At 67.6% G+C, this 21651-nt stretch carries 30 protein-coding genes; 18 read left to right on the top strand and 12 right to left on the bottom strand.

Features of this window, described 5'->3' with window-relative positions:
* Positions 1-118 precede the first annotated feature (118 nt).
* Both BGO82_RS05675 and BGO82_RS05670 read left to right on the top strand, forming a co-directional pair.
* Positions 119-466, top strand: a complete 348-nt coding sequence (locus tag BGO82_RS05675; RefSeq protein WP_291304593.1) for a hypothetical protein — start codon at positions 119-121, stop codon at positions 464-466.
* A gap of 108 nt (positions 467-574) precedes the next feature.
* Entirely contained in the window at positions 575-799 is a 225-nt protein-coding gene (locus BGO82_RS05670; protein WP_291304592.1) for a hypothetical protein, read from the top strand.
* Positions 800-900: 101 nt separating this feature from the next.
* Here the strand turns inward: BGO82_RS05670 and BGO82_RS05665 are convergent, their stop codons facing one another.
* The gene (locus tag BGO82_RS05665; protein ID WP_291304591.1) at positions 901-1341 is read right to left on the bottom strand and encodes a hypothetical protein; all 441 of its coding nucleotides are present in this window, start codon (positions 1339-1341) and stop codon (positions 901-903) included.
* 87 nt (positions 1342-1428) lie between these two features.
* Between BGO82_RS05665 and BGO82_RS05660 the strand changes: the two genes are divergently transcribed.
* Complete coding sequence (locus BGO82_RS05660) at positions 1429-1659, top strand: hypothetical protein (RefSeq protein WP_291304590.1); 231 nt, start codon at positions 1429-1431, stop codon at positions 1657-1659.
* Here the strand turns inward: BGO82_RS05660 and BGO82_RS05655 are convergent.
* Together BGO82_RS05655 and BGO82_RS05650 are read right to left on the bottom strand one after the other, a co-directional pair.
* The gene (locus BGO82_RS05655; protein WP_291304589.1) at positions 1610-2533 is read right to left on the bottom strand and encodes a DMT family transporter; all 924 of its coding nucleotides are present in this window, start codon (positions 2531-2533) and stop codon (positions 1610-1612) included. The two genes, BGO82_RS05660 and BGO82_RS05655, sit on opposite strands and share 50 nt — an antisense overlap.
* A gap of 63 nt (positions 2534-2596) precedes the next feature.
* Positions 2597-2881 carry a hypothetical protein gene (locus BGO82_RS05650; RefSeq protein ID WP_291304588.1) on the bottom strand — a complete coding sequence of 95 codons (285 nt, stop codon included), beginning with the start codon at positions 2879-2881 and terminating at the stop codon, positions 2597-2599.
* Between the two features lie 154 nt (positions 2882-3035).
* Here BGO82_RS05650 and BGO82_RS05645 point away from each other — a divergent pair, with 154 nt between their 5' ends.
* Entirely contained in the window at positions 3036-3824 is a 789-nt protein-coding gene (locus BGO82_RS05645; RefSeq protein WP_291304587.1) for an SDR family oxidoreductase, read from the top strand.
* Positions 3821-5698, top strand: coding sequence for an excinuclease ABC subunit UvrC (gene uvrC / locus BGO82_RS05640; RefSeq protein WP_291304586.1), 1878 nt, complete (start codon positions 3821-3823; stop codon positions 5696-5698). Before BGO82_RS05645 ends, uvrC begins: the two co-directional genes overlap by 4 nt.
* A gap of 176 nt (positions 5699-5874) precedes the next feature.
* On the opposite strand, the gene BGO82_RS05635 is transcribed toward uvrC, so the two are convergent.
* Positions 5875-7563 carry an MFS transporter gene (locus BGO82_RS05635; RefSeq protein WP_291304585.1) on the bottom strand — a complete coding sequence of 563 codons (1689 nt, stop codon included), beginning with the start codon at positions 7561-7563 and terminating at the stop codon, positions 5875-5877.
* Positions 7564-7635: 72 nt separating this feature from the next.
* Between BGO82_RS05635 and BGO82_RS05630 the strand changes: the two genes are divergently transcribed.
* Together BGO82_RS05630 and BGO82_RS05625 are read left to right on the top strand one after the other, a co-directional pair.
* Complete coding sequence (locus tag BGO82_RS05630; RefSeq protein ID WP_291304584.1) at positions 7636-8094, top strand: MarR family transcriptional regulator; 459 nt, start codon at positions 7636-7638, stop codon at positions 8092-8094.
* 207 nt (positions 8095-8301) lie between these two features.
* Positions 8302-9372 carry a 3-deoxy-7-phosphoheptulonate synthase gene (locus tag BGO82_RS05625; RefSeq protein ID WP_291304583.1) on the top strand — a complete coding sequence of 357 codons (1071 nt, stop codon included), beginning with the start codon at positions 8302-8304 and terminating at the stop codon, positions 9370-9372.
* A gap of 78 nt (positions 9373-9450) precedes the next feature.
* Here BGO82_RS05625 and BGO82_RS05620 read toward each other — a convergent pair whose 3' ends face one another.
* Positions 9451-9666, bottom strand: a complete 216-nt coding sequence (locus tag BGO82_RS05620; RefSeq protein ID WP_291304582.1) for a hypothetical protein — start codon at positions 9664-9666, stop codon at positions 9451-9453.
* A 90-nt stretch (positions 9667-9756) separates the two neighbouring features.
* Here BGO82_RS05620 and pgsA point away from each other — a divergent pair, with 90 nt between their 5' ends.
* Genes pgsA through BGO82_RS05600 form a run of 4 tightly spaced genes read left to right on the top strand, consistent with a single transcriptional unit; the run spans position 9757 to position 11468 of the window.
* Positions 9757-10326, top strand: a complete 570-nt coding sequence (gene pgsA, locus BGO82_RS05615) for a CDP-diacylglycerol--glycerol-3-phosphate 3-phosphatidyltransferase (protein WP_291304581.1) — start codon at positions 9757-9759, stop codon at positions 10324-10326.
* Positions 10323-10574 carry a MoaD/ThiS family protein gene (locus BGO82_RS05610; RefSeq protein WP_291304580.1) on the top strand — a complete coding sequence of 84 codons (252 nt, stop codon included), beginning with the start codon at positions 10323-10325 and terminating at the stop codon, positions 10572-10574. The genes pgsA and BGO82_RS05610 overlap by 4 nt, the downstream gene beginning before the upstream one ends.
* A 1-nt stretch (position 10575) precedes the next feature.
* Positions 10576-11028, top strand: a complete 453-nt coding sequence (locus tag BGO82_RS05605; protein WP_291304579.1) for a molybdenum cofactor biosynthesis protein MoaE — start codon at positions 10576-10578, stop codon at positions 11026-11028.
* Positions 11025-11468: a VOC family protein gene (locus BGO82_RS05600; RefSeq protein ID WP_291304578.1), complete on the top strand. Its 444-nt coding sequence runs from the start codon at positions 11025-11027 to the stop codon at positions 11466-11468. The genes BGO82_RS05605 and BGO82_RS05600 overlap by 4 nt, the downstream gene beginning before the upstream one ends.
* Before the next feature lie 55 nt (positions 11469-11523).
* Here the strand turns inward: BGO82_RS05600 and BGO82_RS05595 are convergent, their stop codons facing one another.
* Entirely contained in the window at positions 11524-12414 is an 891-nt protein-coding gene (locus BGO82_RS05595) for a branched-chain amino acid aminotransferase (RefSeq protein ID WP_291305677.1), read from the bottom strand.
* Positions 12415-12609: 195 nt separating this feature from the next.
* Here BGO82_RS05595 and BGO82_RS05590 point away from each other — a divergent pair, with 195 nt between their 5' ends.
* On the top strand, positions 12610-13062 hold the full coding sequence (locus BGO82_RS05590) for a MarR family transcriptional regulator (RefSeq protein WP_291304577.1): 453 nt from the start codon (positions 12610-12612) through the stop codon (positions 13060-13062).
* 21 nt (positions 13063-13083) lie between these two features.
* Here the strand turns inward: BGO82_RS05590 and BGO82_RS05585 are convergent, their stop codons facing one another.
* The 4 genes from BGO82_RS05585 to BGO82_RS05570 all read right to left on the bottom strand — a co-directional run bounded on the left by BGO82_RS05585 (position 13084) and on the right by BGO82_RS05570 (position 15087).
* A complete protein-coding gene (locus BGO82_RS05585) occupies positions 13084-13350 on the bottom strand; it encodes a YARHG domain-containing protein (RefSeq protein WP_291304576.1) in 267 nt (88 codons plus the stop codon).
* 87 nt (positions 13351-13437) lie between these two features.
* A complete protein-coding gene (locus BGO82_RS05580) occupies positions 13438-13779 on the bottom strand; it encodes a tRNA-binding protein (RefSeq protein WP_291304575.1) in 342 nt (113 codons plus the stop codon).
* A complete protein-coding gene (gene proC / locus BGO82_RS05575) occupies positions 13772-14587 on the bottom strand; it encodes a pyrroline-5-carboxylate reductase (RefSeq protein ID WP_291304574.1) in 816 nt (271 codons plus the stop codon). Before proC ends, BGO82_RS05580 begins: the two co-directional genes overlap by 8 nt.
* Positions 14584-15087, bottom strand: a complete 504-nt coding sequence (locus tag BGO82_RS05570; protein ID WP_291304573.1) for a YbjN domain-containing protein — start codon at positions 15085-15087, stop codon at positions 14584-14586. Before BGO82_RS05570 ends, proC begins: the two co-directional genes overlap by 4 nt.
* A gap of 361 nt (positions 15088-15448) precedes the next feature.
* On the opposite strand from BGO82_RS05570, the gene BGO82_RS05565 reads away from it, so the two are divergent.
* Both BGO82_RS05565 and BGO82_RS05560 read left to right on the top strand, forming a co-directional pair.
* A complete protein-coding gene (locus tag BGO82_RS05565; RefSeq protein WP_291304572.1) occupies positions 15449-16321 on the top strand; it encodes a hypothetical protein in 873 nt (290 codons plus the stop codon).
* The gene (locus tag BGO82_RS05560; RefSeq protein WP_291304571.1) at positions 16318-16791 is read left to right on the top strand and encodes a hypothetical protein; all 474 of its coding nucleotides are present in this window, start codon (positions 16318-16320) and stop codon (positions 16789-16791) included. Before BGO82_RS05565 ends, BGO82_RS05560 begins: the two co-directional genes overlap by 4 nt.
* Before the next feature lie 79 nt (positions 16792-16870).
* Here the strand turns inward: BGO82_RS05560 and BGO82_RS05555 are convergent, their stop codons facing one another.
* Both BGO82_RS05555 and BGO82_RS05550 read right to left on the bottom strand, forming a co-directional pair.
* On the bottom strand, positions 16871-17593 hold the full coding sequence (locus tag BGO82_RS05555) for a metallophosphoesterase family protein (protein WP_291304570.1): 723 nt from the start codon (positions 17591-17593) through the stop codon (positions 16871-16873).
* The gene (locus tag BGO82_RS05550) at positions 17590-17859 is read right to left on the bottom strand and encodes an accessory factor UbiK family protein (protein ID WP_291304569.1); all 270 of its coding nucleotides are present in this window, start codon (positions 17857-17859) and stop codon (positions 17590-17592) included. Before BGO82_RS05550 ends, BGO82_RS05555 begins: the two co-directional genes overlap by 4 nt.
* Positions 17860-17944: 85 nt before the next feature.
* Between BGO82_RS05550 and lgt the strand changes: the two genes are divergently transcribed.
* The 4 genes from lgt to BGO82_RS05530 all read left to right on the top strand — a co-directional run bounded on the left by lgt (position 17945) and on the right by BGO82_RS05530 (position 21607).
* Positions 17945-18760 carry a prolipoprotein diacylglyceryl transferase gene (gene lgt, locus BGO82_RS05545; protein ID WP_291304568.1) on the top strand — a complete coding sequence of 272 codons (816 nt, stop codon included), beginning with the start codon at positions 17945-17947 and terminating at the stop codon, positions 18758-18760.
* Positions 18753-19823: an SAM-dependent methyltransferase gene (locus BGO82_RS05540; protein ID WP_291304567.1), complete on the top strand. Its 1071-nt coding sequence runs from the start codon at positions 18753-18755 to the stop codon at positions 19821-19823. Before lgt ends, BGO82_RS05540 begins: the two co-directional genes overlap by 8 nt.
* Entirely contained in the window at positions 19823-20590 is a 768-nt protein-coding gene (gene pgeF, locus BGO82_RS05535) for a peptidoglycan editing factor PgeF (protein WP_291304566.1), read from the top strand. The genes BGO82_RS05540 and pgeF overlap by 1 nt, the downstream gene beginning before the upstream one ends.
* Positions 20591-20653: 63 nt before the next feature.
* A complete protein-coding gene (locus tag BGO82_RS05530; RefSeq protein WP_366246939.1) occupies positions 20654-21607 on the top strand; it encodes a ribose-phosphate pyrophosphokinase in 954 nt (317 codons plus the stop codon).
* Positions 21608-21651 lie beyond the last annotated feature (44 nt).

Below are 21651 nucleotides of genomic sequence, written 5' to 3'. Positions count from 1 at the left end.
GAACGCCACTCCGCACACAGCCGGCTAAACGCCGCGCTCAGCTTCGGTTCAGCCGGCCGCCGCTAGCGTTCGGGTCAAGGCAAGCGATTGCCCATGTGAAACCCGAAAGGAACCCCCGATGTCCTCGTCCCTCAAAACCGCCGCGATTGCCGGTGTCATGCTCGTCGCCTCGGTCAGCGGCGCCTTCGCGGCGCACTTCAACACCGACACCAAGCTCGTCGATGGCCCCAGCAAATGGGCCAGCACCATTTCCTACGCCGATGCCGGCGACTACGTGAAGGTGCTCAATTGCGGCCCCAATTACTGCCTGGTCAAATATGACGGCGACAAGGGCTACGTGAAGAAGTGGACCATCGATTTCAGCGGCCCCGGCCCCGGCCCGGGCCCTGGCCCTGGCCCCGGACCGTTCCCGCCCTATGGTCCGCATGGCTGCATGTACGGCCCGTTCGGCTACGTCTGCCTCTGACCTCGCCGCCCGTCTTCGCCGCGCCGGTCTCCCCAGGGAGGCCGGCGTTGCCTTTGTCCGCGCCGGTGCCTATCTCAGGCGCCGATGCAGCCGCCGGGAGGATCGCGCATGGCCGCCCCGGGCATGAAGCCCTATCTCAAGCTCGCCTCCAGCCTGGTGCTGGTCGGCACCGGCCTGTTCAGCCTCGAGCAATACGGCCTCGGCAAGCTCGAAGGCCCCGCCCGCTCCGTGCATCTCGACGGCACCGTGCTGTCGCTGCTCGTCCTCGCCCCGCTGCTGCTGATCGCCGCCGGCGCCGTCGTCTTCATCGTCGGCAAAGTCCGGCGGCTCTAGCCACCCGCACCGCCGCCCGCAATCGGCCTCCCCTCCCCCCTGCGGGGAGAGGCCGGGGGTGGGAGCCACACCCACCGCTGTCGGGTCGAACGCCGCCCCGCTCACTCCACCCGCAGCCGCTCGACGTCGATGCCCTTGGCGAGCAGCGGCGCCACCATCTGCCGGCCGAGAATCTCGTTGATGCCGTAGAGTACCAGCGCTCCCACCAGCAGCGCCACGCCGAAGCCGCGCGAGCCGTCCTCGGTCGCCACCAGGATGGCGCCGATCACCGCCACCACCACGCCGCCGAACAACAGGTACAGCCGCCGGTCGCGCTGCACCTTGAGGTTGTGCGCGCTCGACAGCAGCAGGTCGCGCAACTCGGTGTCGCTCATCGCCGCGAGCTCGGGATTGCCGCGCTCGCGCCGGATGGTTTCCATATAGGCCTCGACCCGCCGCTCGGTCATCGCCTGCTTGGCCGCCGCGGCGCGGCCGCGGAACAGATAGCTCACCGCCAGCCCCACGAGCACCAGCACCAGCCCGAACTCGAGCACCACACCCATTTGAAGTCCCTTCCCGGATCAGCCGATGCGGATAAAAGTGCCCATCGGGCGCTTGGCTTTCAAGGGCGCCGGCACCGCGGGAGCAGCATGAACGAGCCATTGTGGATCTGGACCAAGCTGTTCCTGCGCCTCGGTTTTGTGCTGCTCGGCGTCGGACTTATCCCCGTTGCTCTGACGGCGACTATACTCACCGGCATCGATCCCTTGATTCCGGTGATGCTGAGCCTGTCCGTTGCGCCCCTTGGTCTCCTCTGCCTCCTCGCCGCCCTCATTCTTTTCCTGGCAGCGCTGCTTCGGCGGCCGTCGGGACCTTCTTGATGCGTTCGCGCGCCATCACCACCAGCCCCGCCGCCACGATGATGCCGGCGCCCAGCAGCGAGATCGGGTCGATCCATTCGTGGAAGATCACATAGGCGAACAGGATCGACCACGGCAGCGACGTATAGTTGAACGGCTGCAGCGTGCTCGCCGGCGCCAGCCCCAGCGCCACGATCATCATGCCGTGCGCCACGACGCCGGTGACCATGATGTAGCCGATCAGCAGCGCCGTATTGAGGTCGAGCGGCGCCCAGAAGAACACCCCCACCGCGGTGCTGATCACCAGCCCCACCAGCCCCACATAGGCCATGCTGGTGGTGGCGCTGTCGGTCGCCGACACCTTCCGCGTCAGCACGATGTAGAGCCCGTAGCAGGCCCCCGACCCCACCGCGTAGAGCACGCCCAGATCGAGCGGCACCCCGCCCGGCCGCACGATGATCAGCGCGCCGATGAAGCCCACCGCCACCGCCGTCGCCCGGAACACCCCCACCGTCTCGCCCAGCAGCGGAATGGCGAACAGCGTCACCAGCAGCGGATAGACCAGCGTGATCGACTGCACCGCGGCGAGCGGCACGGTCTTGAGCGCCAGCACATACATCCAGATGTCGGCGATCAGCAGTGCGCCGCGCGCCACCTGCGCCACCGGCTGCCGGGTGCGCAGCGTCTCGCGCACCGAGCCCTGGCGCAGCGCCAGGAACGCCGAGAACGCCCCGAACGCCCAGAAGCGCATCATCGTCATCTGGAACGGCGACACCGACTGCACCAGGAACTTGCTCATCGCATCCTGCGTCGCAAAGATCAGGATCGCGACCAGCGCAAGGAAGATGCCGCGCCCCACATTGTCGTGCCGGGCGCCCGCCGCCGAGTCCGTCATGTCGATGCATCCGTCGTCGCAGCACCGGGCCGCGCCACCGCGGCCCGGTCGAGCGCGTTTGTCCTACTTCGCCGTGGCGTTCTTGATGGCGCCGACGATGGCCGTCAGGATGCCGCCGGCCACCAGGCCCGTCACGCCCTGTCCGGCATAGGCGCCGCCGCCGGTGCCGGCCACCATCCCGGCAAGGCCCGGGATCAGGCCGGCGAGCCAGGTGCCGCCGACGCCGCCGATCAGGCCGACGATGGCGTCGACCGTGGGATTGATGCTCACCTGCTTGGCGACCCGTCCGGTGCCGTAGCCGCCGATCGCACCCAGGACGATTTGGATGATAATGCCTACCAGATCCATAGTATTGCACTCCTTCCCAAAGACGGGGCGCGCCCCCGTTCGCCCGTAAAACACTATGCCCCGCACGGCTGCGCCGGAAGGCCAAATTGCCGCCTGTCAACCGGCCATGATCGCCCTTTCGACCGCGCCCTCGGCGTCCTATTTCTAGCCTGCCATGCCATCTGAGCCGAATCGCACCCCCACCGCCATTGCCCTGGTGACCGGCGCCGCCAACCGGCTCGGCGCCGCCATGGCGCAGGCCCTCGCCTCGCGCGGCTACGCCGTTGTCGTCCACCATCGCGGCGGCGAGGCCGACGCGCGCGCTCTGGTCGAGCAGATCATCGCCACCGGCGGCCGGGCCGCCGCGCTCAAGGCCGATCTCGCCGTGCGCCGCCAGCGCGCCGCCCTCGTCGGCAAGGCCGGCAAGCCCTTCGGTCCGCTGACCGTGCTCGTCAACAACGCCTCGTCCTTCGAGCCCGATTCGCTGGCCGACCTCGACGAGACCCTGTGGGACCGCCACTTCGCCGTCCACGTCGAGGCCCCCGCCTTCCTCGCCCGCGATTTCGCCGCGCAGCTGCCCGCCGGCGTGCAGGGCAACATCGTCAACATCATCGACGAGCGCGTCCTGCACCTGACGCCCAATTATTTCAGCTACACCCTCAGCAAGGCCACGCTGCGCATCATGACGCACACCATGGCGCAGTCGCTGGCGCCGCGCATCCGCGTCAACGCCATCGGCCCCGGCCCCACCCTCAAGGAAAAGGGCCAGTCCGACGCCGCCTTCGCCCGCTCGCAGGCGGCGGCGCCCCTCGGCTACGGCGCCGGCGCCGCCGACGTCTGCGCCGCCCTGCTCTATCTGCTCGACGCCCGCGCCGTCACCGGCCAGATGCTCGCCATCGACGGCGGCAAGTCGCTCGACTTCCCGGCGCAGCGCGGCCCGACGCCGCGGAGGCCGGCGCCATGAGTTCCGCCATGGAGACCGGCGCCGACATCATCCGCGCCTTCGTCAAGACCCTGCCCTCCGCGCCCGGCGTCTATCGCATGATCGATGAGGCCGGCGAGGTCATGTATGTGGGCAAGGCCCGCAGCCTCAAGGCGCGTGTCACCAACTACACGCGCCCCGAGGGCCTCGAGGTCCGCCTGCAGCGCATGATCGCCGCCACGCGCACCATGGAGTTCGTGCGCACCGAGACCGAGGCCGAGGCGCTGCTGCTCGAGGCCAACCTCATCAAGCGGCTGAAACCGCGTTTCAACGTGCTCTTGCGCGACGACAAGAGCTTCCCCTACATCCTCATCGCCACCGAGCACGAAGCGCCCGAGCTGATGAAGCATCGCGGCACCCGCCGCCGCCAGGGTCACTATTTCGGCCCCTTCGCCTCGGCCCTCGCCGTCAAGCGCACCATCACCGCGCTGCAGAAGGCCTTCCTCCTGCGCACCTGCTCGGACAGCTTCTACAAGGCCCGCACCCGCCCCTGCATGCTGCACCAGATCAAGCGCTGCTCCGCCCCCTGTACCGGCGAGATTTCGCTCGCCGCCTATGCCGAGCTGGTCGGCGAGGCCCGCCAGTTCCTCTCCGGCCGCAGCAAATCGGTGCAGGACCATCTGCAGGCCGAAATGAACCAGGCCGCCGCAGCGCTCGATTTCGAGCGCGCCGCCCTGCTGCGCGACCGCCTCAGCGCCCTCGCCCTCGTGCAGTCGCAGGGCGATGTCGTCGCCCGCGGCATCGAGGAGGCCGACGTCTTCGCCATCGCCCACGAGGCCGGCCAGTTCTGCGTCCAGGTGTTCTTCTTCCGCGCCCACCAGAACTGGGGCAATTACGCCTACCGCCCCAAGGCCGACCCCACCCTCACCGACACCGAAGTGCTCGAGGCCTTCATGGGCCAGTTCTACGAGGACCGGCAGCCGCCCCGCCTCGTCCTCCTCAGCCACGAGCCCTCCGACCGCGCCGTGCTCGAGGAAGCGCTCACCTCGCGCCTCGGCGCGCGCGTGCACGTCGAAATCCCGCAGCGCGGCGAAAAGCGCGACCTCGTCAACCACGCTCTCAATAACGCCCGCGAGGCGCTCGGCCGCCAGCTCGCCGAAGGCGCCACCCAGCGCCAGCTCCTCGAAGGCGTCGCCGAGCTCTTCGGCCTCGACGAGGCGCCGCGCCGCATCGAGGTCTACGACAATTCGCACATCTCCGGCACCAACGCCGTCGGCGCCATGATCGTCTCGGGCGAGGAGGGCTTCTCCAAGAAGCACTACCGCACCTTCAACATCCGCTCGACCGAGATCACCCCCGGCGACGATTTCGGCATGATGCGCGAGGTGCTGACCCGCCGCTTCTCGCGCCTTGCCAGCGAGAGCGATCCCGAAGCCGAGGACGAGCAGACCGGCATGCCCGACTGGCCCGACGTGGTCTTCATCGACGGCGGCCAGGGCCAGCTCAACGCCGTGCGCGAGGTGATCGGCAAGCTCGACCTGCAGCGCGAGGTCACCTTCATCGGCATCGCCAAGGGCGAGGAGCGCGACGCCGGCCGCGAGAAATTCTTCATGGAGGGCAAGGAGCCCTTCATGCTGCCGCATCGCGATCCGGTGCTCTACTTCGTGCAGCGCCTGCGCGACGAGGCCCACCGCTTCGCCATCGGCACGCATCGCGCCCGCCGCAAGAAGGACATCGTCAAGAACCCGCTCGACGAGATCGACGGCATCGGCCCGACGCGCAAGCGCGCGCTGCTGCAGCATTTCGGCTCGGCCAAGGCCGTCAGCCGCGCCTCCCTCGCCGACCTCGCCGCCATCCCCGGCATCTCGAACGCCATGGCCCAGCTCGTCTACGACCACTTCAACAGGTCGGACTGAGTGTCTTTGAGGAGACGAAAATCCGCTGGTTGCGGCCCCCACCCTCGGTCCCTCCCCGCAAGGGAGGGAGACATTAGAACAACATTCTAAAACGTCTCAGTCAGGCCCCCTCCCCCTTGCGGGGAGGGGGATGGGGGTGGGGGCCACGGCCACTAGTCGGGCCGCCGGCCTGCGGCTTACTCGGCCGGCACGGCCTCAGGCACCGGATCCTTCTTCCGCCTCGACGCCCCGAGCCACGAGGCCAGCGCCGCGCCCAGATACAGCACCAGCGAGATGGTGAAGGCGATCTTGATGCCCACCATGAACGGCCCGCTCAGCAGCTCGGGGAAGAAATGCGGCCCGGTGATCGTCGCCTGCTGCGCCGGCGTCAGCGCCAGCAGCGCCGCATGCGGGATCAGCTCGCCCATCGGATTGTAGCCGAGGAACGCCGCGAACAGGCTGGCCACCGGCGGCTCGTTCGCCACCTGCACCGCCACCGCCTGCGGCAGCCCCTGCGCGATCAGGTGCGTCTCCATCGCCTGCGGCAGGCTGAGCGCGAGGCCGATGATCATCAGCGTGAAGAACACGCCGATCGACAGCACCTGCCCGGCATTCATCGCCGTGGCGCGGATGCCCGAGGCCTGGCCACGTTCCTGCGCCGGCACCGAATTCATCGTCTGCGTCGCATTGGGCGCCGAGAACAGCCCCGAGCCGACGCCGTTGAGGAACAGCAGGCCAGCGAACATCCAGTAGTCGAAATCGGCATGCAGCAGCATCAGCCCGAGGAAGGTCAGCGCCCCCAGGATCATGCCGCCCGCCGCGAACAGTTTTGGCCCGTAGCGGTCGCTGAGCCAGCCCGACACCGGCCCGATCAGCAGCACGCCCACGGTCAGCGGCAGCATGAAGATGCCGGCCCACAGCGGCGTCGATTCGAACGAATAGCCGTGCAGCGGCAGCCAGATGCCCTGCAGCCAGACGATCAGCATGAACTGCAGCCCGCCACGCCCGATCGAGCCCAGCAGCGTTGCCAGCACGCCCGTGGTGAACGGCCGGATACGGAACAGCCTGAGGTCGATCATCGGCGCCTCGGCCCGCGTCTCGATGATCAGGAACGTCACCAGGAACACGATGCCGACCAGCAATTCGCCCAGCACCCGCGGGCTGCCCCACGCCATCAGGTCGCGGCCATAGGGCTGGATGCCGTCATTGATGCCCACCAGCACCAGCACCAGCCCGATGGCAAAGGTGATGTTGCCCCACCAGTCGAGCCGGCCGTGCTTGCGTTCGACCCCGACGTCCTTGAGGCTGACATAGGCCCAGATCGTGCCGATCACCCCGATCGGAACGTTGATCCAGAAGATCAGCCGCCAGTCGAGGTCGGCCAGCAGGCCGCCCAGCACCAGGCCGAGGAACTGCCCGGCGATCGCCGCCATGATGTTGATGCCGAGCGCCAGCCCGCGCTGCTCGTGCGGAAACACGTCGATCAGGATCGCCGTCGACGTCGCCGTCAGCATGGCGCCGCCCACGCCCTGCACCACGCGCATGCCCACCAGATACCAGCCGGCGCCGTCGCCGGTCGGCATGAAGCTCAGTGCCACCGAGGCCAGCGTGAAGATCAAAAAGCCGAGATTGTAGATCTTGGCCCGTCCGAACATGTCGCCCAGCCGGCCGAAGCTCACCACCAGCACCGAGGTCACCACCATGTAGCCCATGATGGTCCATAAGAGGATGTTGGTGTTGCCGGGGTCGAGCGGATGCAGGCCGATGCCGCGGAAGATCGCGGGGAGGCTGATCAGCACGATCGACGCATTGATCGTCGCCGCCAGCATGCCGAGCGTCGTGTTGCTCAGCACCATCCATTTGTGATTTTTCATTTCAGTGGGCATAACTGCAATCCGGGTACGGGGCGGCCAGATCCGCCCCTGAAGCGCCGAACCATATAATTAGGATACTAACTATTGGCAACGGATGACGATGCATACCTGCTGCGCGACCTGACGCGCGACCTGCTGCTGGCGGGCCGCCTCTGGCGCAAGATGGCCCGGCATGCCGCATCCGCCCATGGCGTCTCCGAGGCGGCAGCGGCGCCGCTGCTGTGGATCGAGCGGCTCGGCGAGAACGTCCGCCAGACCGCGCTCGCCGACGCCGTCGGCATCGAAGGCGCCTCGCTCGTCCGCCTGCTCGACGAATTGCAGGCGTCCGGCCTCATCACCCGCGAGCAGGATCCGACCGACCGCCGCGCCAACGCCGTCAACCTCACCGCGCGCGGCCGCATTGTGGTCGGCGAGGTCAACGACACCTTGATTCGCCTGCGGCTGGACGTCTTTGCCGACACCCCGCGCCAGGACGCCGAAGCCGCCCTTCGCGTCTTCAGGACCATCGAGAGCGCCGCGGCGCGCGCCGACGAGGCCTCGTGACAAGCCGCCAAAGCTGCGCTACACAGGCGGCATGACCCTCGTCCGTGCCACGTTCTCGTATTGGTACTTTAGCAGCCGATGCCCGCTGGCAGCCGGAGGGGTGCGTTCGATCTGACATAAGCGAACCGCAGAGTTTTCCCGAAGCCGCCAGCGACTGGCGGCTTTTTTGTCGCCGGTCCAAACCCCAGCCGAAAAGGACCAGCGAAAATGCTCAAATCCACCGACGACCTGCGCATCCGGGACATAAGGGAGCTCCGAACGCCCGCCGAGGTGATGCAGGAGTTCCCGCGCACCGACGCCGCCACCCGCACCGTGCTCGCCGCCCGGCACGCGCTGCACAACATCCTGCATGGCAGCGACGACCGCCTCGCCGTCGTCGTCGGCCCCTGCTCCATCCACGATCCCGCCGCCGCCCTCGACTACGCCCGCCGCCTGCTCGCCATGCGCGAACGCCTCGCCGACCGGCTCGAGATCGTCATGCGTGTTTATTTCGAGAAACCCCGCACCACCGTCGGCTGGAAGGGCCTGATCAACGACCCCGACCTCGACGGCAGCTTCAAGATCGACCAGGGCCTCGGCATCGCCCGCGCGCTGCTGCGCGACATCGCCGATATGGGCCTGCCGGCCGGCTGCGAGTTTCTCGATATGACCACGCCGCAATATTTCGCCGATCTGGTGAGCTGGGGCGCCATCGGCGCGCGCACCACCGAGAGCCAGGTGCATCGCGAGCTCGCCTCGGGCCTGAGCTGCCCGGTCGGCTTCAAGAACGGCACCGACGGCAATGTCCGCATCGCCCTCGACGCGGTGAAATCGGCCAGCCAGCCGCATCATTTCCTGGCCGTCACCAAGGACGGCCGCTCGGCCATTGCCTCGACCGCCGGCAACGACGACTGCCACATCATCCTGCGCGGCGGCAAGGCGCCCAATTTCGATGCCGCCAGCGTTGAAGCGGCGGCCGCCGCATCGGTCAGCTGCGGCATCGTCCCGGCCATCATGATCGACGCCAGCCACGCCAACTCGTCCAAGCGGCCGGAGAATCAGCCGCAGGTCCTCGACGACGTCGGCGCCCAGCTCGCCGCCGGCGACCGCCGCATCTTCGGCGTCATGATCGAAAGCAACCTCGTCGCCGGCCGCCAGGACCTGGTGCCCGGCCGCGAGCTGGTCTACGGCCAGTCCATCACCGATGGCTGCATCGGCTGGGACACGACCGTCGAAACGCTGGAAAAACTGGCCGCGGCCGTCACCCGGCGCCGCAACTGCGCGCAGCAGGTCGCCTGACTCCGCAGTCAGCCTCCCCTCTCCCCGCCGGGGAGAGGGTGCCTCGCGCCGGCGAGGCGCGCTGAGGGCCGTACGATCTCAATCGTAGCGGTTCGCCCCCGGCGGATCGCTGGCCGGAAACGACTCGTCCGACGCCTGGTCCTGCGGCGTCCAGCGCCTCTTTGGGGCGTCCCGCATGCCATCGGGCCCGGCCGGGCGGATCTGCACGTCGCCGTCTTTCGGACCTGGCTTCTGCTTGTCCCTGAACGCCGGGGCAGTCGTCGGAACTTTCGGCCGTCGGGTCGTGGCGGTCATGACAATTCCCTCCGTGCCTGTCATCAACCCGTCGGCATCCGTCCGGTTCCGCCTTGACCCTGCCCTGTCGATCCTGTTCCCTCGCAGCCCATGGACATCCCCGCCCCGCTTCGCCAGCTTCCGAACCAGCTCACCGTCGCCCGCATCGTCGCCGTGCCGGTGCTCTGCCTGTTCATCGGCATGGGTAATGAGTGGCTGCGCTGGCTGGCGCTGGTGCTCTACGTCGTCGCGGCCGTCACCGACTGGCTCGACGGCTTCCTCGCCCGCCGCATGAACATGTCGTCCGACCTCGGCAAGATGCTCGATCCCATCGCCGACAAGCTGCTGGTCGGCTGCCTCATCGTCACCTTCGCCTGGACCCGCGACTTCTCCGGCCTCGACCTCGTGCCCGCCATCGCCATCCTGTTCCGCGAGATCTTCATTGCCGGCCTCCGCGAATTCATGGGCAACCGCAGCGTCTCGGTGCCGGTGAGCTTCCTCGCCAAATGGAAGACCACGGTGCAGCTCGTCGCGCTGTTCTTCGTCATCCTCGCCGGCCTGTGGGTCGGCACCGGGCTCATCGCCAGCCTGCTGCTGTGGCTCGCCGGCATCCTCACGGTCTGGACCGGCTGGCAGTATTTCCTGTCGGTCTGGCCCTATTTCAGCGCCAGGACCGAATGAAGATCCTGTATTTCGCCTGGCTGCGCGAACGCCTCGACCGCGGCGAGGAAGACGTGACGCCACCGCCGGAAGTGCGCACCGTCGCCGACCTCATCGCCTGGCTGCGCCGCCGCGACGAGGCCGCCGACCTCGCGCTGCAGCGCCCGGAAATCATCAAGGCCGCCATCGACGCCAGGATCGTCGCGCACGACGCGCTTATCGCCAACGCCAGGGTGGTCGCCCTCTTTCCGCCCATGACCGGCGGCTAGAATGGCGATCCGCATCCAGACCGAGCCCTTCGACCCCGGCGGGGAGACGAACCTGTTCCTCGAAGCCGCGGCCGGCGCCGGCGCCGCCGTGACCTTCACCGGCCTCGTCCGCTCCGACCCGCGCGATCCGGTCACCGCCCTCACGCTCGAATGCTATCCCGAACTGGCGATCAACCAGATCGGCGACATCGAAGCCATCGCAATTTCCCGCTTCGGCCTGCTGCGCGCCACCATCATCCATCGCTACGGGCACCTGCTGCCGGGCGAGCCCATCGTTCAGGTGATGACGCTCGCGCCGCATCGCCGCGCCGCCTTCGAGGCGGCCGAATACCTGATGGACTACCTCAAGACCGACGCGCCGTTCTGGAAGCGCGAAGCCGCCTCGTCCGGCGATCGCTGGGTCGGGCACAACAGCGACGACGACCGGGCCAGGACCCGTTGGGAGCAACGATGACCGAGCCGAGCAAGCCGCCCTTCACCCTGGTCGGCATCGACCATGTCGTGTTCCTCGTCGACGACCTCGACCGGGCCGTGCGCTGGTACTCGGACGTGCTCGGCTGCCGGCCCGGCTATTCCTATCCGGCGCTCGGCATGGAACAGCTCTGGTGCGGCGCCGCGCTGATCGTGCTGTGGGACATTACGCATCCCGGTGCTGCCAGCGCCGTTCCCCCGGTCGCCGGCGGTCGCAATGTCGACCACCTCTGCATCGCGCTTTCGCCCTTCGACGAGACCGCAATGCGCGCCCATCTCGCCGCCCACGGCGTCGCCATCGAGCGCGAAGCCTTTCACGGCGGCGCCCGCGGCATGGGCAATTCGTTCTACGTGCTCGACCCCTGGGGCAACAAGCTCGAGCTCAAGGGCCCCGCAGTCTATCCCGACGGCCGCGCCAGATGAACAAAGCCCCGCCACACGGGCGGGGCTTCGGCAACTTTGAGAAAGCAGCGGCGCCCTACTCCGCCGCGACCTTCTTGGGCATCACCGCGGCGTTGAACGCATTGATCAGCGCCTCGCAGGCCTTGCCCGGCTTGAAGCTGTTTTCGCCCACCAGCGACACCGGCGTGATCTCGGCGGCGGTGCCGGTCAGGAAGCACTCGTCGAAGCCCTTGAGCTCGTCCGGCATGATGTGCCGCTCGATGACCTTGTAGCCCTGCTCCTTGGCCAGCCCGATCACCGTCTGCCGCGTGATGCCGTTGAGGAAGCAGTCCGGCGTCGGCGTGTGGATTTCGTCGCCCTTGACGAAGAACACGTTGGCGCCGGTCGCCTCGGCGACGTAGCCGCGATAGTCGAGCATCAGCGCGTCGGCATAGCCATTGGCCATCGCCGCGTCCTTGCTCAGCGTGCAGATCATGTAGAGCCCGGCAGCCTTGGCGTGCGACGGAATGGTCTCGGGGCTCGGGCGCTTCCACTTGCTCCATTCGAGCCGGATGCCCTTGAGCTTCTCCTCGACCGAGAAATACGACGGCCACACCCAGCAGGCGATGGCGAGGTGCACCTTGTTGTTGCGGCCGGGAACGGAAAGCTCCTCCGACCCGCGCCAGGCGACCGGGCGGACATACGCATCGGTCAGCCCGTTCTTTTCGAGCACCAGGCGCTTGGCCGCCTCGATCTCGTCGGCCGAATAGGGGATGGTGAAATCGAGCTGCTTGCCCGACCGGATCAGTCGTTCGGTATGCTCGCGCGACTTGAAGATTTCGCCGCCATACGCGCGCTCGCCTTCGAACACCGTGCTGGCATAGTGCAGCCCGTGCGTCAGCACATGGATCTTGGCGTCCTTCCAGGGTTTGAGTTCGCCGTCGAACCAGATCCAGCCATCGCGCTGGTCCATAGGAATAGCCATGATGTCCTCTCGCCTGTCCCTACCGGCCCTCGCAAGGCCGCATCCCCGTGTCCCGATCTTGCACCCCAGTCCCGGCCTTGGCAAACCAGAGGCGGCTGGGCTAACGCTTCGAAACACTGCGATGGGAAAACAATGGCACTCGGCAAAATAAATGTCAACACTACTGACATAAATTCGGAGCTGCCGACCCCGGACGCCATGCCGCTCGACGTCATGGGCCTGTTTTTCTTCGCCTATCGCGACTTCGTCGGCGATGCCGACGCGCTGCTCGAACGCCAGGGCTTCGGTCGCGCCCACCACCGCGTGCTGTACTTCGTGAATTTGAAGCCGGGAATGCCGGTCGCCGACATTCTCGACATCCTGAAGATCACCAAGCAGAGCCTCGCCCGCGTCCTGCGCCAGCTCATCGACAACGGCTATATCGAGCAGAAGACCGGTGACGCCGACCGCCGCCAGCGCCTGCTCTACGCCACCCAGAAGGGCCGCGACCTGTTCGAGGTGCTGTCGGCTACCCAGACCAGCCGCATCGACGCCGCCATCGCCGCGCTGCCGCCTGACGGCAAGCGCACCGTGCTCAAATTCTTCGTCGGCATGGTCGAGCCCCGCGACCGCCCGACCCTCGACCGCCTGAAGCTGACCGAGGACCTGTAGCGCCCCGCGGGCGCCGCCGCCTCAGTTCACGTGGCAGCGCTTGAGCTTTTCCTGCGCCTGGATCTGCGCCACCAGCTTCTGTTCCTTTTTCGACAGCTTCGGGTGCGTCGTCCAGCAATCGTCATTGTCGAACGTCTCCATTCCGAGATCGGTGGAGAAGCAGAAGCCGTTGGCATCGTAGATGGCGTTGCGGGCGTACCAGAGGTCGTAGCACGACGCCGCCATGGCGGCACTCGGCAGCGCCACCAGCGAGGCGGCGGCGAAAACGGCGAGAGCAATGGTCTTCATGTCGGTCCCCAATCCCGTGCTGCAAAACTGCAGCATGGCAGATAAGGGATCGCAGATGAACGGCGGCCGAACGAAATGCGGCGGCCGCTACAGCATCTTCTTGCCGTTCGGCACGGGTCGCTCCGGCTGCGCCAGAACGATCGCGCCGGCCTCGTCCTCGAAGCCCAGCGTCAGCACCTCGGAGCGGAACGGCCCGATCTGCCGCGGCGGAAAATTGACCACGCCCAGCACCTGCCGGCCGACCAGCGTCTCCGGCGTGTAGTGCACGGTGATCTGCGCCGAGGATTTCTTCACCCCGATCTCCGGCCCGAAATCGATGATCAGGATGATCGCCGGCTTCCGCGCCTCCGGAAACGGCCGCGCCTCGACCACCGTCCCCACCCGGATGTCGACGGCGACGAAATCGTCATAGGTCACCTGTTCAGCCACGGCCGAGCTCTTCCGAACGCATCCGCGCCGCCAGCACCGCCCGGTCCATCAGCGCCTCGAGCCCGTCCGGCGCCATCAGCACCGCCAGCGCCGCCGCCGTCGTCCCCTTCGGCGACGTCACGTTCTCGCGCAGAATCGAGACCGACTGCGTATCGGCCTCCATCAGCGAGGCCGCCCCGACCACCGTTTGCCGCGCCAGCTGCATCGCCTGCCCCGGCTCGAGTCCCTGCCGCATCCCGGCCACGGCCAGCGCCTCGACCAGATAGAACACATAGGCCGGCCCGGACCCCGACACCGCCGTCACCGCATCGAGCTTGCTTTCGTCGTCGAACCAGATGAGGTCGCCCGCCGCGCCCAGCAGCGCCTGCGTCACCTCGCGGTCGGCGGCATTGATCTCGAGTCCCACCGCACCGGTGATGCCCTTGCCGATTTGCGCCGGCGTGTTCGGCATGCAGCGCACCGCCCGCGCGGTGCCCAGCCCCTGGCTCAGCGTCTTCAGCGAGATTCCGGCCGCGATCGAGATCACCAGCGTCTGCCGCCCTACGCTGGGTTGGACTTGCGCCATGGCCTCGGCCATCGACTGCGGCTTTACCGCAAGCACCAGCACATGCGTCAGCACATGTTCCGTGCTCTTCAGGAGGCGCACCTGAACCTCTGCCGCAAAGGCCTTCGCGGCATCGCTGGGGAACGGATCGACCAGCACCAGCCGGCTCGGCGGCAGCCCGCCGGCGATCCACCCCCTGGCCAGCGCCAGTCCCATCTTGCCGGCGCCGACCAGGACCACCGGCCCGATGTCGTTGAGGCTCAAGCTTCGCCCACGGTCTCGAACAGCACGCTCTCGAGCGCCTGGCTGGCCGACTTGCCCGCCCACACCACGAACTGGAACGCCTGGTAATAGAGGTCGCAGCTCTCGGTGGCCGAGCTCAGCAGCGCCTCGCATTGCTGCGGCGACACGTCGGCGCCCCCGCTCAGCAGGTGCGAATTGCGGAACAGCACCACGCCTTCATTGTTCCACATGTCGAAATGGCCGATCCAGAGCTGCTCGTTGATCTGCGCGATCAGCTGCTTCACCTCCGGCCGCCGCGCTTCGGGCACCTTGAGGTCGAACGCCGAGGCGATGTGCAGGCTCTCGAGGTCTTCCATCCAGTTGAACGACACGTGGTAGTCGCTCCACGAGCCGCGCACCGAAATCGAGATTTCGTCGGTATCCTGGCGCTCGAAGCTCCAGTCGTTGATGGCCGCGATATGCTCGATGATGTCGACAGGATGGACGGTACGATCGGGCTCGAACTGGTGAAGATGTGTCATCTGGTCCCGCTGGGTGAGCGTGAAAGAAAAACGCTGTACTCAAAGGAACTTACGCACGCAGGTCGCCTACGAATCGTGCCTTGCAGCCAACCTAGATAGGGGACTGAGTCAGGGGAATCCCCCGGCGGCGCGATCGCGGCTTTCTTCTGTGGATGATCCCGCTTCGATTGTTAAAAACATCTTAACCGCCGCCGGCCGCCCCCACGAATTTAGTGTCACAATCGAACACCTCGCGGATGGCTCCCAGTCAGTTTCGGTTCAGGCAGCCGATGCTAGCGGGCGCGCGCTCTTGTCTCCCCGCCCGAAGGACTGCCTCCAACCCATGCGTCTGACTCGTCTTTTCGCAGCCGCGCTCGCTGCGATGTCCCTGTTTTGTGCGTTGCCCGCCCTCGCCGGCGCCCGCTACCTCGCCCCGGCACAGGAATCGGCCAGTGCCAACATCGCCGCCGACTCCAGGGGCGGGCTGCACGCCGCCTTCACCGGCTACGACAAGCCGACCGGCGACGTCGTGTACTATCGCTACTGCGCCGCCGCCTGCGAAGCCGAAAGCAATTGGCGAGAGGCGAGCCTTGAGGTCAGCCGGCCCATCGGCGTCCAGATCGGCGTGACGCCGGACGGCAAGCCCCGGCTGCTGATCACCGGCTTCGGGTCGGGCGCGGCCGGCGCCGGCCGCATGTATTATTACGCCGAGTGCAACGACAGCTGCACCGACCGGACGCAATGGAGTCTCGTTCCGGTCGCCAACAGTGCCGAAGGCACCTTCACCGGCCTGTTCGAATTCAGGATTCCCGAGCACAGCTTCGCCATCGACTCCGAAGGCAATCCGCATTTCGCCTACGTCGATGCCAACTACATCGCCGAGCCCGATCACTACGGCACGTTCCACCTGACCTGCCGCGCCGCGTGTACCGATGCCGAGAACTGGACCGAAACCAATCTCGCCATGAAGCCGAGCCAATACGTTACCGAGCTCTGGGACCAGGTCGCGCTGGCCGTGGCGCCGGGCGGCAAGCTGCGCCTGCTCGCCAAGGTCTACGCCCTCGACAAGGACGGCACGCCGCTTGAAGAGGGGCTGTACTACTACCAGTGCGACGCCGGCTGCGACTCGCTCGATCGCTGGCAGCGCACCCGCGTCATCGACACCGGCTACGGCTCCTACCCCAACCCCACCTGGGACTCGACGTCCTGCCCGACGGTCGCCCGCGCGCCGTACTGTTCGCCGGCTCCGACATGAGCCAGCCGAGCCTCGCCCACCAGCTCATCTATTTCTGGTGCGATGCCGGCTGCGACAGCGACAAGAACTGGAACGGCCACGCCGTGACCGCCACCGGCGACGGCGAAAGCCCCGACCTCGCGCTGACACCCGGCGGCCAGCCGCGCATCGCCTTCCTCGGCCAATATGGCGACCTCGGCACGCTCGCCTGCGACCGCGATTGCGAGTCCGATCACGGCCAATGGACGCTGGCGCTGCAGGACGCCACCGCCGACGCCGCTCGGGACCGCCCCGTCGCCCTGCCCTTCACCTGCGACGGCGAAGTGTGGAACGGCATGCAGCCGCGCATCGCCCTCGCCGGCGGAAAGAGCTGGTTCGCCTACGACCTCGTCGACTCCGGCCGCTGCCTCTACAAGCAGTATGGCGATCCCGTCACCTACGCCGAGTTCCACGAATTGTGGCGGGGCGCGAGGTTGAGCTGGAGCGAGTAGCGGCTCGGTTGCCAGCCTCCCTTCTCCCCGCCGGGCGGAGGGTGGCGCGAAGCGCCGGGTGAGGGCCGAACGACTCGCCTCAAAACAACCCCTCGGCCCCCGCCCAACCTGTCACGAGCGCCTCACGCCATTGCGGGAAGCCGTTGGCTTCGGCCTGGCGGGCGGCGCCGAAATGGTCGTAGGGCACGGCGTGGAACGACGGATAATATTTGCCGTTGCGGCGCTCGATCGTCGCATAGCGCGCGTCCGGCGAGCCGAGGTTCATCTGCAGCCCCACGCTGCCCGGATTGACGATCAGCCGGCCGTCGCGCAGCCGCACCGCGCGCGGCACGTGCGTGTGCCCGCATAGCAGCACCGGAAAGTCGAACCCTTCCGCCTTGGCCGCCACCGTGGCCTCGTCCGGCGTGGTGACCGTGCGTCCGGTCCACCAATCGTCGAGCCAGGGATCCTCGTCCGACGTTGGAGTGCCGTGGCACAGGAACACGTCGTCGAGCAGCGACATCGTCGCCGGCATGTCGTTGATCCAGATGCGGTGCCGCGCCTCCATCTGCGCCTGTGCGAAGCGGTCGACGGGGCCGAGCTTTTCCGGCGGCTTTTCGATCAGCGCGCGCTCGTGGTTGCCCCGCACCGTGGGAAAGTCGAGGTCCATCAGGATATCGGCGGTCCAGTTGGGCTCGAGCGGCCCGCTCACCAGATCACCGAGATTGAGCGTGCCATCGACGCCCTGCCGGGCAATATCGTCGAGCACCGCCTCCAGTGCCAGGCGGTTGCCATGCACATCGGAGATGATGGCGACCTTCACGGCTTCGGCGGCGTGTCTCCAGTGCCCGCGCCCTTCAGCGCGGCAACCTCAGCCTTGAGCGCCCGCAGCTCGGCGCCCTGCGTCTGCACCAGCTCGCGCAGCGCGTCGTAGTCCTCGCGCTTGACCAGGTTCATGTCCATGACGAAGCGCTCGGCCTGCGCCCGCACCATGCTCTCCACCTCGCGGCGCACCCCGTCGGCGACGCCCGCCGCGTCGTTCATCATCCGCCCGACATTGTCGAACAATCTGCTGCTGGCCTGGGCCATCTGGCGCCTCCATTCGGAATTTGCCCCTATTTACGGCCCTCGGCCCCGCTTGACCAGAGTGGGCGGCTGGCCGATAGGTCGCACCATGCCGTTCCCCGACATCAGCCCGATCGCCATCCAGCTCGGCCCGATTGCCGTCCGCTGGTACGCGCTCGCCTATCTGGCCGGGGTGTTCGCCGGCGCCTGGTACGCCACCACGCTGCTCAGGCGCAAAGACCTGTGGGCCAACGACCACCCGCCCTTCGAGCCGGCGGCAATCTGGGATTTCGCCTTCTGGGCGGTCATCGGCATCGTGCTCGGCGGCCGCATCGGCTACGTGCTGTTCTACAACCTGCCCTACTATTCCGCGCATCCCAACGAGATCATCGCCCTGTGGGACGGCGGCATGAGCTTCCACGGCGGCCTCGTCGGCATCATCGCTGCCATGTGGCTGTTCACCCGCAGCAAAGGCGGCAACGTGCTGTCGAGCCTCGATTTGCTCGGCGCCATCGGCTCGATCGGCCTGTTCCTCGGCCGCCTCGCCAACTTCGTCAATGGCGAGCTCTACGGCGCGCCGACCAGCCTGCCCTGGGCGGTGATCTTCCCCACCGACCCCGAAGCGCTGCCGCGCCACCCGAGCCAGCTCTACGAGGCCGGGCTCGAAGGCGTCGTGTTGTTCCTCGTCATCATGTTCGGCACCCGCCGGCTCGGCTGGCTGCATCGTCCCGGCCTCACCGGCGGCGTGTTCGGCATCGGCTATGCGCTGAGCCGCATCGTCGTCGAATTCGTGCGCCTGCCCGACGCCCAGCTCGGCTACCTGCTCGGCACCGGCTGGCTGACCATGGGCCAGGTGCTGAGCCTGCCGGTGCTCGCCGCCGGCCTGGCGCTGGTCGTTTATGCCATGAGCCGTCCCCGTGCCTGAGCTGTCCCTCGCCGAGCAGATCGACGCCCAGATCCGGGCCACCGGCCCGATGTCGCTCGCCACCTATATGGGCCTCTGCCTCGGTCATCCGCACCAGGGCTATTACGCCGTCGGCCGCCCCATCGGCGCGGCCGGAGACTTCATCACCGCGCCCGAGATCAGCCAGATGTTCGGCGAGCTGATCGGCTTCTTCTTCGTCAACCTCTGGCAGCAGATGGGCCAGCCGACGAGCTTCACGCTGCTCGAGCTCGGCCCCGGTCGCGGCACGCTGATGCAGGACGCGCTGCGCGCCGCCAGTCGCGCCGAAGGCTTCGAGAACGCCCTGCATCTGCAGCTCTACGAATCCAACAAGCTGCTGCGTGGCGAGCAGGAGCGCCGGCTCGGCGCCTACTCGCCCTACTGGGCCAGCGAAATCGACGCCGTCAGCGACGACCCGCTGTTCGTCGTCGCCAACGAATTCTTCGACGCCCTGCCGCTCAAGCAGTTCGTCAAGACCGACGACGGCTGGCACGAGCGCCTCGTCGGCCTGCGCGACGGCGTCCGGGCGTTCGGCCTCTCCCCCACCCCCATCGCCGATTCGGCAGCGCCGCCCGAGGTCCACGGCGCCTACGCCGGCGAGGTGCTGGAACTGTCGCCCGCCGCCACCGACGTCATGCAGCGCCTCGGCCGCAAGGTCGCCCTGCAGGGCGGCGCCATCCTCGCCATAGACTACGGCTACGAGCGCACCCAGACCGGCGAGACGCTGCAGGCGGTGAAGGCGCACGCCTTCGCCGATCCGCTCGAGGCGCCGGGCGAGTCCGACATCTCGGCGCACGTCAATTTCGGCGTCCTCGCCGAGGCCGCGAAAGCCACCGGCCTCGCCGTCGCCCCGCTCGCCCGGCAGGGCGAATGGCTGTTGAAGCTCGGGCTCGGCGAACGCGCCAAGGCGCTGGCACGCTCCAACCCGGCGGAGGCCGGCAACATCGCCCGCGCCATCGAGCGGCTCACCTCGCCCGGCCAGATGGGCACGCTGTTCAAGGTGCTGTGCGCCCATTCGCCCGGCCTCCGGCCCGCGGGGTTCTGATGCCGGCGCCCTATACGATCAGCAAGGTCCTCGGCGACGACCGCATCGTCCACGGCTTCTTCGGCCGCGAGGGCGGCCGCTCGATGGGCGAGCTCGCCTCCAACAACATGTCGATCAGCCAGGGCGACAACCCCGACCTCGTCGTCTCCAACCGCTCCAGCGCCGCCTACGCCATGGGTGGGCACGGCATCAAGGATCTGGTGGTGTTCCGCCAGGTGCACTCGACCAGCGTGGTCACCCTCACCGAACGGCCGCAGGGCGTGATCGAGGCCGACGCCATGGTCACCAACCGGCCCGACCTGCTGCTCGGCATCCTCACCGCCGACTGCTCGCCGGTGCTGTTCGCCGATCCCGAAGCTGGGATCGTCGGCGCCGCGCATGCCGGCTGGAAGGGCGCCGCCGGCGGCATCGTACCGGCCACCGTCCGGGCCATGCTGGCGCTCGGCGCCACGTCGCAGCACATCCGCGCCGCCATCGGCCCGACCATTTCGGGGGCCAACTACGAGGTCGGGCCCGAGACCGCGGCGCAGATCGTCGCGCTCGACCCCGCGGCGGCCGGACATGTCGGCATTCCGGCCGGCAAGGCGCGCGAGCATTTCGACATCCCCGGGCTGCTGCAGGAGCAGTTGTTCGCCGTCGGCGTAGGGCTCGTCGGCGATCTGGCGCTGTGCACCTACGCGCTGCCCGAGCGCTACTATTCGCACCGCTGGGCCACCCACCACGGCCAGGCCACCGGCCGGCAGATCTCGATCATCGGCCTGCGCTGATCGTTCATCGATCCGTCATTTGGCGCATTGCGCTCGTGGACTTCGGGGGATAAACAGCCGCCAATTCCAAGGCGCGAGGGCACCATGAAACTGGTCACCGGCAACTCGAACCCCGCCTTGGCCGCCGCGGTGTCCGACTATCTCGAGCTACCGCTCACCGACTGCACGGTCCGCCGCTTCAACGACAACGAGATCTTCGTCGAAATCCACGAAAACGTCCGCGGCGAAGACGTGTTCATCCTGCAGTCGACCTCGTTTCCGGCCAACGACAATCTGATGGAGCTGCTGATCATCGCCGACGCGCTGCACCGCTCGTCGGCGCGCCGCATCACCGCCGTGGTGCCGTATTTCGGCTACGCTCGGCAGGACCGCAAATCCGCCTCGCGCACCCCGATCTCGGCCAAGCTGGTGGCCAACCTGATCACCACCGCCGGCATCAACCGCGTCATCACGCTCGATCTGCACGCCGCCCAGATCCAGGGCTTCTTCGACATCCCGACCGACAACCTCTACGGCGCGCCGGTGATGGTCCGCGACATCCAGAAGCACTACAAGAAGGGCAACGTGATGATCGTGTCGCCCGACGTGGGCGGCGTCGCCCGGGCCCGCGCCACGGCACAGCGCATCGGCGCCGACCTCGCCATCGTCGACAAGCGCCGCCCGCGGGCCGGCGTCTCGGAGGTGATGAACATCATCGGCGACGTGGCCGGCCACGACTGCATCCTGATCGACGACATCGCCGATTCCGGCGGCACGCTGGTCAACGCCGCCGACGCCCTGCTCAAGGCCGGCGCCACCTCGGTCTCGGCCTATGTCAGCCACGGCGTGCTCTCCAACGGCGCCGCCGAGCGCATCGGCGGCAGCAAGCTGAGGGAACTGGTGATCACCGATTCGATCGCCGAGACCGACGCGGTGAAGGCGGCGCAGAACATCCGCCGCATCTCCATCGCCCCGCTGATCGGTGAGGCCATCGCCCGCACCGCCAGCGAGCAGAGCGTCTCCAGCCTGCTCCATTAGTTCGGCCGGCTGTCGAAATCTGCCATCTTCGCGCGACATTGTGC

The sequence above is a fragment of the Devosia sp. 67-54 genome (genome assembly GCF_001899075.1).
Taxonomy (GTDB): domain Bacteria; phylum Pseudomonadota; class Alphaproteobacteria; order Rhizobiales; family Devosiaceae; genus Devosia_A.
The sequence above is the reverse complement of the archived record's forward strand: the minus strand, read 5'-3'. Positions and strand labels throughout refer to the sequence as shown.